We start from the raw sequence: 1,386 nt of genomic DNA, 5'->3' as shown, positions 1-1,386 counted from the left end.
CGGGCGACTCCCGCGGCCCCGGCCGGAAGGATCTCGGCTGCTCGACCGTGAGCACGTCGGCCGGGATCGACGTCTCGCGTCTGGCCGGCACCGACCGCCCGCGCAGTCGGGGACACGGGCGTCGAGGAACGCCTGCACCGTGAGCGGTCCGAGCGCGTCGCCGTCGAAGAAGACCTCGTCGGAGATCAGGTCGCCCGGGTCGAAGTCGGCCGCGACGGGGCCCGGCTGGAGGAAGGTCCACAGCCGGACGGTCTGCGGCTCGGACGGCACTGCTGCGAGGCGCGTACCGTCGACGGAGCCTCCCAGCAGGAGCGCCACCAGCGCCGCGACGACGACGACCGCACCGCCCCGCCGGCGTCGGAGGCCGGTCGGGGACGGTGCGGTCGGGGTCATCCCTCCACGCTAGTGGCGGGGTCGCGGGCGATCAGCCGCAGGGGGTGAGCCGCGCGACGTCCTCCGAGAGGGTGGTGGGACCGCCGAGGAGGACGACCCGCTGAGCTCCCGACTTCGCGATGTCGGTCAGGACGGCGCGAGGCACGCAGTTCGTCGGCACGGCGAAGAGCGGGCTGTTCGAGTAGCCCGCCGCCGTGGCTCCGGCGAGGGCGTCGGGGAAGTTCTCGCCCGTCGCCAGGAACACGGTCTTCGCCCTCGAGAAGGCTGCCCGGTTCAGCTGCTCCGAGGTGTCGTAGCGGTCGACTCCGCCGATGCGGGTGATCGTCGGCACCGGAAGCGAGTTCTTGATCCCCTCGCTCACCGACAGGGGGCTGCCCGCGATGGTGAGGTTCTGCACCTTGAGCCCCGAGAGGATGCTCTTCGTCACGGCGTCCGCCGTGCTCCCGGTGCCGTTGACCAGGACGACGGGAGCGTTCACCGAGCCGGCTGCGGCGCTCGCGCCGAGCGCGTCCGGGAACTTCTCGCCGGTCGCCAGCCAGGCGCGCGACGAACCGCCCGAGAAGGCGTACTGGATGATCTTCCTCGAGGTGTCGTAGCGGTCGGTCCCGCCGAGCCGCTGGATCGACGAGGTGTAGCCGCGGAGCTGGTCGTACACGCCCTTGCCGACGCTGAGCTCCGATCCGACGACGACGATCTTCGCGGGCTTCAGGCGGTCGAGCTCGTCGCGGACGGGCTGCGACATGCCGTCGCGGTCGACCAGGAGCAGCGGACCCTTCTGCTTGGCCGCGGCCGGGGCGGCGCTCAGCGCGTCGGGGAAGTTCGCGCCGGTCGCGATGTAGACGACGGGGACGTTCGGGCCGAAGACGGCCTTCGAGATCTCGACGGCGGTGCCCTGGCGGTCGGTGCCGGCCAGACGCGAGACGTCGATCCCGGCCGACGTGCTCACGGTCGAGCAGCCGAGATCCTTCCGGCCGGGGCCGCGGGAGTCGCCCG

The 1,386-nt window shown here is 72.4% G+C and carries 1 protein-coding gene and 1 pseudogene; both read right to left on the bottom strand.

Features of this window, described 5'->3' with window-relative positions; genetic code table 11:
• A pseudogene (locus tag C5C27_RS17495) lies at positions 1–393 on the bottom strand (hypothetical protein); the annotation flags it as partial.
• A 31-nt stretch (positions 394–424) separates the two neighbouring features.
• A partial coding sequence (locus C5C27_RS17490; RefSeq protein WP_219813209.1) for a cell wall-binding repeat-containing protein occupies positions 425–1,386 on the bottom strand: 962 nt, incomplete at its 5' end.

Source organism: Rathayibacter sp. AY2B7, from assembly GCF_002931635.1.
Taxonomy (GTDB): Bacteria; Actinomycetota; Actinomycetes; order Actinomycetales; family Microbacteriaceae; genus Rathayibacter.
This window is presented reverse-complemented; position numbering and strand designations above follow the sequence as displayed.